We start from the raw sequence: 8,022 nt of genomic DNA on the forward strand, positions 1-8,022 counted from the left end.
CACGAGGAGGCGCCAGGTTAAACTGAAGGGACTGACCCCGGAGGAGTTCCGGAGACAGTCCCTTGCGGCGTAGTTCTTATTTAAGCCGTCCAGGTTTTGGGGTGCAGTTCAGTGCGCAGCGGGGGTTCTTTCATGTCCGAGGACGTCCGCGAAGGTTAGCCCTCAGATCCTGCGGTGGGAGACCTAGGCCTCGTTGTACACCGTCTTGAGCTTCAGCAGGTGAGCGTAGCGGTCCATAGCGGCCTGCTCGTTCTCCTTGAAGAGCTCCTCGGCGCGCTCGGGGAAGGAACGCGTCAGCGAAGCGTAACGGGCCTCGTTCATCAGGAACTCCTGATAGCCGCCCGCGGGCTCCTTGGAATCGAGCGAGAACTTCTTGCCGGCAGCAGCCTCGGGGTTGAAGCGGAAGAGGTTCCAGTAACCGCACTCGACAGCCTTCTTCATCTCGGCCTGGCAGTTCTGCATGCCGCCCTTCTTGATGGAGTGCATCTCGCAGGGGCTGTAGCCGATGATGAGGGACGGGCCGTCGTAGGCCTCGGCCTCGTGGATGGCCTTGAGAGTCTGAGCCGGGTTGGCGCCCATGGCGACCTGCGCCACGTAGACGTAACCATAGCTCATAGCGATCTCGGCCAGAGACTTCTTCTTGGTCACCTTGCCGGCAGCGGCGAACTGAGCAACCTGGCCCAGGTTCGAAGCCTTGGAGGCCTGACCGCCGGTGTTGGAGTAGACCTCGGTGTCGAAGACGAAGACGTTGACGTTGTGGCCAGAAGCCAGGACGTGGTCCAGACCACCGAAGCCGATGTCGTAGGCCCAACCGTCGCCACCGAAGATCCAGAAGGACTTCTTGGTGAGGTAAGCCTTGTCGGCGAGGATCGCCTTGGAAGCGTCGCAGCCGCACTTCTCGAGCTCGGCAACGTAGGCGGCAGCAGCAGTCTTGGAGGCCTCGACGTCGTTGACGGAGTCGATCCAAGCCTGACCGGCGGCCTTGAGCTCGTCGGACGGACCGTCAGCGGCGATGAGCTCCTGGGTGGCGGCGATCAGCTTATTCTGGACGGCCTCGTAACCGATGGCCATGCCCAGACCGTGCTCAGCATTGTCCTCGAACAGGGAGTTGTTCCACGCCGGGCCGTGACCGTCCTTGTCCTTGCAGTAAGGAGCGGTGGCAGCGGGGTTGCCCCAAATGGAGGAGCAGCCGGTGGCGTTGGAGATGAACATGCGGTCGCCGGCGACCTGGGTCACCAGACGTGCATAAGCGGTCTCGGCGCAGCCGGCGCAGGAGCCGGAGAACTCCAGGTAGGGCTGCTTAAACTGGATGCCCTTGACGTTGGCCGCGATGAGCTCCTTCTTCTCGGAGACGTTCTTGACCATGTAGTCCCAAACGGGCTGCTGATCCATCTCCTGCTCGGCGGGAGCCATCTCGAGGGCGCCCTTGGGGCAGACCTTGACGCAGTTGGTGCAGCCCATGCAGTCGAGCGGGGACACGGCCATGGTGAACTTCATGCCCTTGGCCTTGGGACCCATGGCGTCGAGCGTACGGGTAGCCTCGGGCGCGGCGGCAGCCTCGTCCTCGGTCATCGCGAACGGACGGATGGTGGCATGCGGGCACACATAGGCGCACTGGTTGCACTGGATGCACTTGGTCTCGTCCCAGTGAGGAACGACCACGGCGACGCCGCGCTTCTCGTATGCGGAGGCGCCCAGCTCAAACTGACCGTCGGCACAATCGACAAAGGCAGAAACGGGCAGGCTGTCGCCATCCATGCGATCGATGGGCTCGAGCAGGTTCTTGACCTGCTGGGCGATAGCGGACTTGGTCTCCTCGGAAAGCTCGACAGGAGCGGCGTCCTCGGCGGTAGCCCAGTCGGCCGGAACCTCGAACTTACGGAAGGCGGTAGCGCCGGCATCGATGGCCTTGTGGTTGGCGTCGACGATGGCCTGGCCCTTCTTCATGTAGGACTTGGTAGCCGCGTCCTTCATGTACTGCAGGGCGTCCTCGGCGGGCAGGACCTTGGCCAGCGCGAAGAAGGCGGACTGGAGCACCGTGTTGGTGCGCTTGCCCATGCCAACCTTGGCGGCCAGGTCGATAGCGTCGATCAGGTAGACGTTGACGTTGTTGTTCGCGATGTAGCGCTTGGCCACGGCGGGCATGTGCTCGGCGAACTCCTCGTCGCTCCACTGGCAGTTGACCAGGAAGGTGCCGCCAGGCTTGACGTCGCGGACCATCTTGAAGCCCTTGACGATGTAGCTGGGGTTGTGGCAAGCGACAAAGTCGGCCTTGGTCACGTAGTACGGCGAGCGGATCGGGGAATCACCAAAGCGCAGGTGCGAGACGGTAACGCCGCCGGTCTTCTTGGAGTCGTACTGGAAGTAGGCCTGAACGTACTTGTCGGTGTGGTCGCCGATGATCTTAATCGAGTTCTTGTTGGCGCCGACGGTACCGTCGCCACCCAGACCCCAGAACTTGCACTCGATGGTGCCGGGAGCTGCGGTGTTGGGCGCATCCTCGGCCTCGGGCAGGCTCAGGTTGGTCACGTCATCGACAATGCCGATGGTGAACTCGCGCTTGGGCTCGTCCTTCTTGAGCTCCTCGAAGACGGCAAACGCGGACGCGGGAGGCGTGTCCTTGCTGCCCAGGCCGTAACGGCCGCCGACGACCTTGATACCCGTCTTGCCGGCCTCGTAGAGAGCGGAGACGACATCCTGGTAGAGCGGCTCGCCGATGGAACCCGGCTCCTTGGTGCGGTCCATGACGGCGATCTTCTGGACGGTCTCGGGGAGAACGTCCACGAAGTGCTTGATGGAGAACGGACGGAACAGGCGAACCTTGACCAGGCCGACCTTCTCACCGTGAGCGTTGAGGTAGTCGATGACTTCCTCGAGCACGTCGCAGAAGGAGCCCATGCACACGACGACGCGATCGGCATCGGGAGCGCCGTAGTAGTTGAACAGGCCGTAATCGGTGCCGAGCTTCTCGTTGATCTTCTTCATGTAGCCCTCGACGACGGCAGGGAGCTCGTCGTAGACCTTGTTGCAGGCCTCGCGGTTCTGGAAGAAGATGTCGCCGTTCTCATGGCTGCCGCGGGTGTGCGGGTGCTCAGGGTTGAGCGCGTGGTCGCGGAAAGCCTGGACGGCGTCCATGTCGCACATCTCGGCAAGATCCTTGTAGTCCCACATGGCGACCTTCTGGATCTCGTGGCTGGTGCGGAAGCCGTCGAAGAAGTTGAGGAACGGGGTCTTACCCTCGATGGCGGCAAGGTGAGCCACCGGCGAGAGGTCCATGACCTCCTGGACGTTACCCTCGGCGAGCATGGCGAAACCGGTCTGGCGGCAGGCCATGACGTCGGAGTGATCGCCAAAGATGTTCAGGGCGTGGGAAGCGACGCAACGCGCGGAGACGTGGAAGACGCCCGGGAGCTGCTCGCCCGCGATCTTGTACATGTTCGGGATCATCAGGAGCAGGCCCTGAGAAGCCGTGTAGGTGGTGGTCAGAGCACCGGCGCCCAGCGAACCGTGAACGGTACCGGCTGCACCCGCCTCGGACTCCATCTCGACGACCTTGACCGGGGTGCCAAAGATGTTCTTGCGACCCTGGGCCGCCCACTGGTCGACATGGTCGGCCATCGGGCTGGACGGCGTAATGGGATAAATTCCCGCTACCTCGGTGTACGCATACGAAACATATGCGGCCGCCTCGTTGCCGTCCATAGACTTAAACTTACGCGCCATATACCCCTCTCCTCTCATATAGGTATACAGGCCCCGGCGATTACCGGGATGTTGGCGTGATGGGATTTTCGCTGTTGCTTCCAGTCATCTGACAGGCGGACTCAGCAGCAGGTACATGGCGTGGAGAGAAGGCATGCCGAGGCGAGGAGGGCTGCACGCGCTCCACAGGCCCAGCTACCCGTCTTGCACATGATCGAGCGCCGCAAAGGCCGCATGCCGGATGCTCCCGGGCACGCCCCGGTGATGGGAAGCGCCCGCAACGGAAATCCGCATGCGGGTTTATTGTACCCCGCCGTCAAGTGTAATTTCGACAAATATAGGCGGACGGTAAAGGTTTACCCCGAGCGACCATCAAGGGCAAAAATAATCCTTTCGTCACCGAGGGACCAAATGGCAGTTGCGGTGAAATAGGGACTGTTTTTGCCGGCCGTAGCCTTAAACAGTCCCTATTTCACCGCAACTTATTTGGGAGATGAGTCAGAGGGCGCCGAGGAGGATGGCGTAGGTTGTGGATTCTCCGAGCCTGAGCTCGTCACCGGGGTTGAGCCGAGCGAAGCGGCCGGGCTCGACCTGGGTGCAGACGTTCGTAGCGCCGTTTACCACCACAGTTCCGTTGGTGGACGACAGGTCCTCGACGTACCAGACATTTTGGTCATCGCACCACACGTGGGCATGGCGAGCCGAAACGTCATCGCCCACATCGGTGATATCGCCCTCCCCCGTCGCCAGCGCGCCGATCTCGACGCCCTCCTCACTCGGCTGAATCCAGCGCGGGGCGCTCACCACGTAGCCGTTTTGCACGCGCAGCAGTCCCAACGGGTGCGCAGGCGCCTCGTGCTCGCCCGTGACCGTCGAGGTGCTCAGCGAGCGCGGCGTCGACGTGGCGCCGCCACAGGTCGCATGAGCGTAGTCGAGGGCATAGGTCACCGACGAGCGGACATCTGCCGAGCAGCCCACGGCGACAAACAGCACCAGGATGGCCTCGGCGCGCTCGGCGGGCATGAGCTCAGCCGCCTGCGACAGGCGCTCGAGCGCATTGCGATAGAGATTCGTGTCCTGATGGCATTCCTCGAGTGCCCGCACCATGGGCTCGCCAGCGGGGCCGCACACCATGTTGGTCACGGCCGCGGCGTCCATGGGATTGCGGCGGCGCAAGGCCAGCTGCGACATAATGCGCGCGGCCGAGGTACCGTAATCGGCAAAATAACGTTCCTGCAGCGTGCCGACCGGCGCGCGCACGATAAAGCGCGAAACCCAAGAGCGATCGGCAGCACGGCTCTGCGGACTACGGCCGTCGACGAGCGGGCGGCTCGAGAGCACCAGGCCGCACAGTTCGATATGGCTCAGGTGCGCTGCGCGCTTAAAGATGTCAAACATTGCCCCGCACGGGGTGAGCTCAGCTTGAGAAGCCATGGCTTAGCCCTCCTTGGTCGCAGAGATAGTGTCGGATACTTCGGCCGGCCCGCCAAAGGCGCGAGCAGCCGCGGCTCCGCCGGCAAGCGGCGTCGCCATGGAAATTTTCGCACGTCGCGCTGACACGACGGGAAGCTCAAAGGCAAACCCCATCGCCAGCAAAAACCACGTGAGCGCATAGGTTGCAATTAAGGCGGCAACGAAGCCGCTCGCTACGGCGCGCTGGGAAAACACGGTGCATGCAACCGCGATCAGCACCGGAACCTCGCAGGCAGAAAGCGCCAGTACGCCTTGCAGGAACCCCGTGCGACGATCGTGTGCCATGGCGCCGGCAGCGATGCCCACCATGCCCGGCGGTGCCAACGCCAGTGCGGCGATAATGGCCGGCAGCTTCCCGGACCACATAAGCGGTCCTACGACGAGCGTCACATGGGCGCCCGACGCCAACAGCGCAGCTGATACCACGACCACAGCCCAAAGCACGCCGCATACCGCCGTCGCACCAACCATCGCCGCACGCCGGGCCGTGTGCCCCGATACCTCCATCGGGCACGGCATGAGCGGCTCGGCGCGAAGCGAGCGGGCGACATTTTGCGCATAGTGGTCGCAAAATGCCGAGAGCGCCGCCTCCACCGCAGCCGGCTCGGGACGATCTTCCTGATGGCAGGACAGGCAGGCCATGACCACGTCGAACAACTGGGCATCGACAAACGCCAGCGCATCGCGCAGATCCTCGGAATTTGGATCGAGTCCCAGCTGCTGAGCCTGTTCGGCCGCGGCAAGTGCCACATCGGGCTCGCGTCGCAGCAGTTGCGTCAAGTCGCAGCCGGGCGCGTGGGCGCCAACGGGATAATCGGGCAGCGTATCCATCTTGAGGCGATAAGGGCTGGCGATATCGCACGTCTTTTTGCGCGAGCCCGAAGTACCCGACGCACCCGGCGCCACTTCGTACGGCGCGACACCGGCGATGAGCTCGTAGACCGTACTCGCCGCTGCATAGACATCGATTGCCGGCGACATGCGAAGCATGCGCAGGTCGGGGATATCGTCGGTGAGCATCTCGGGCGGGGCGTAGGCCACCGTCGCGCGGCGCAACGTGGCATATCGCTCGGTAAACGACGCCTTGCCGCCGGTGCCGGCCACCTCAGAGGCGGGCTCGAGCGCCAGCGAAGAGCCAAAGTCGATCAAGCACAGGTCGAAGGTGCCTTCGGCAAGCTGTCGGTCGAGCGGCAGGCGCGCCGTGCGCACCATAATATTAGCGGGCGAGATATCGCGATGGACGAACCCCTCGCCTACCAAGCTCATGCGGCAGAGCAGATCGAACAGGTCGCGACCCAGGCGCGCCGCCACGAGCGGCGACAGACGCCCGGCATCGTCCACGGCAAGGCGCGAGCGCAGGCGAGCGAGCGTCTCGCCCTCGACCCACTCCATGACAATCGCGGGCACGCCGTCGACCTCGCCCCATCCATACAGACGGGGAAAGCCTCTAAGGCCCGAAAGGGCGCGATGGCATTCATATTCCTCGCGAAACGCCGCCTTGAACTTGGTGACCAGCGCCTCGTGGGCGACATCGTCATCAAATTCGTCGCGCGTTGGCAAGATGAGCTGCTTGAGTGCCACGGCCTCGCCCTGCGCGTTGACGGCACGCGTCACACGGCCGATACCGCCGCGGCGCATGGTGGCGTCATCGGCAAACAGCATCGTAAAACGGCGCAGGTAGGCGGGAAGCTCGTCCGGGCCCAGCGCAATGGCGGGCTCAAACCCTCCAACGCGCGCCAGGCGCAGGCCCACCATAGGGTCGCGATTTAGCGCGCACGATGTGCCAAAAGCAAGGCTATTCGTCATAGGGCGATCGCCGCCACTTTGGTATTGAAGTTGTTGAGCGCGACGTCGTCATCGCCGTAATGCCCCACCCATTGGCACAGATTGGTGTAGCAGCCCCATAGGTTGGCGTATTGCTGATACCACTTTGACTTGGGAGAAAACGTTTGCCGGCCAAACTCGGCACGGATGACAAACATATCGCTGGCCAGGCTGTCGCACGGTCCGGTATCGCCCGTAGCGTTATAGGTCGAGACCACGCTGTTGGCGCGGGCGACATAGCCATCGAGCATGTTGTATTTGGTCACGAGCCAGCTGTGAATACTCTCCTCCTCGGCAGCCGAGAGACCACCCGAGTCCGTGTCGCCGCCGGCACCGCCGTCCGTCGAGCCATCACTCGAAGATCCACCGCCAGAGGCGGAGCCCGAACCGGAACCGCCGCCCGACGAATCGGAGCTGGAGCCAGACGAACCCGAACCGCCGGGCTTGCCTGTCTGTTGGGCGTCCTGCCCCTTCTGCTGCTCGGCCTTATTGACGACAGAAGCCACACTGTTGTTGGAAAGCTTCGTAATGACCTTGTTGTTGGTGAGCACGATAGTCTTGCCGTTTGCCAGCGTGATCTCGTTGGACGCCCGCTCGCCCTCGTCCGCGGGATCGACGCCAAACACGGTGCGCCCGAACACGCTCGCCCACGCATATCCGGTTGTCGTTCCCAAGTCGCTTTTGGCCTTGCGCCCAATATGCAGCTCGCGCTCAGCATGCGCCTGTACCATGGACGGCACCGTCATGCCATAAGCCGAAACACCGGCTATGACCAGCACGAGCGAGCAAGACAGCAGCACGTACGCCCGAGGCGCCAGGCCCAGCCGGCGTCGAATGCGCACCGCGGCGCCATGCTTTGTCTGAGTGCTAGCGGGCCGCATGCGTTCTCCTCCAACAAAAACACGCCGCTTAAATCGGGAGCATTCGTAAAACAGTTTCAGTCCCGGCAGTAATGTCTGCCGGGACTGTTCTTGTATAAATTGAAGCCGTATGTATATGATTAAACAGACCGATAAACTTGAA

At 62.8% G+C, this 8,022-nt stretch carries 5 protein-coding genes; 1 reads left to right on the plus strand and 4 read right to left on the minus strand.

The window, feature by feature from the left end:
* Positions 1 to 73 (plus strand): IS3 family transposase (locus ACTNBY_RS09220; RefSeq protein WP_441015707.1); only part of this gene is annotated, 73 nt, incomplete at its 5' end.
* Positions 74 to 183: 110 nt separating this feature from the next.
* Here the strand turns inward: ACTNBY_RS09220 and nifJ are convergent.
* The 4 genes from nifJ to ACTNBY_RS09240 form a co-directional block, all read right to left on the minus strand.
* The gene (gene nifJ / locus ACTNBY_RS09225; RefSeq protein ID WP_441064267.1) at positions 184 to 3,723 is read right to left on the minus strand and encodes a pyruvate:ferredoxin (flavodoxin) oxidoreductase; all 3,540 of its coding nucleotides are present in this window, start codon (positions 3,721 to 3,723) and stop codon (positions 184 to 186) included.
* 477 nt (positions 3,724 to 4,200) lie between these two features.
* Positions 4,201 to 5,136, minus strand: coding sequence for an FHA domain-containing protein (locus ACTNBY_RS09230; RefSeq protein ID WP_441064268.1), 936 nt, complete (start codon positions 5,134 to 5,136; stop codon positions 4,201 to 4,203).
* A 3-nt stretch (positions 5,137 to 5,139) separates the two neighbouring features.
* The gene (locus ACTNBY_RS09235) at positions 5,140 to 6,981 is read right to left on the minus strand and encodes a serine/threonine protein kinase (protein WP_441064270.1); all 1,842 of its coding nucleotides are present in this window, start codon (positions 6,979 to 6,981) and stop codon (positions 5,140 to 5,142) included.
* On the minus strand, positions 6,978 to 7,880 hold the full coding sequence (locus ACTNBY_RS09240; protein ID WP_441064272.1) for a hypothetical protein: 903 nt from the start codon (positions 7,878 to 7,880) through the stop codon (positions 6,978 to 6,980). The genes ACTNBY_RS09235 and ACTNBY_RS09240 overlap by 4 nt, the downstream gene beginning before the upstream one ends.
* Positions 7,881 to 8,022 lie beyond the last annotated feature (142 nt).

The organism is Collinsella sp. HCP28S3_E12 (assembly GCF_052065595.1).
Taxonomy (GTDB): Bacteria; Actinomycetota; Coriobacteriia; order Coriobacteriales; family Coriobacteriaceae; genus Collinsella.

Excerpts from the sequence above, each read along its gene's own strand:
- nifJ (WP_441064267.1), bottom strand. The coding sequence starts at position 3,723 with ATGGCGCGTAAGTTTAAGTCTATGGACGGCAACGAGGCGGCCGCATAT.
- ACTNBY_RS09230 (WP_441064268.1), bottom strand. The coding sequence starts at position 5,136 with ATGGCTTCTCAAGCTGAGCTCACCCCGTGCGGGGCAATGTTTGACATC.
- ACTNBY_RS09235 (WP_441064270.1), bottom strand. The coding sequence starts at position 6,981 with ATGACGAATAGCCTTGCTTTTGGCACATCGTGCGCGCTAAATCGCGAC.
- ACTNBY_RS09240 (WP_441064272.1), bottom strand. The coding sequence starts at position 7,880 with ATGCGGCCCGCTAGCACTCAGACAAAGCATGGCGCCGCGGTGCGCATT.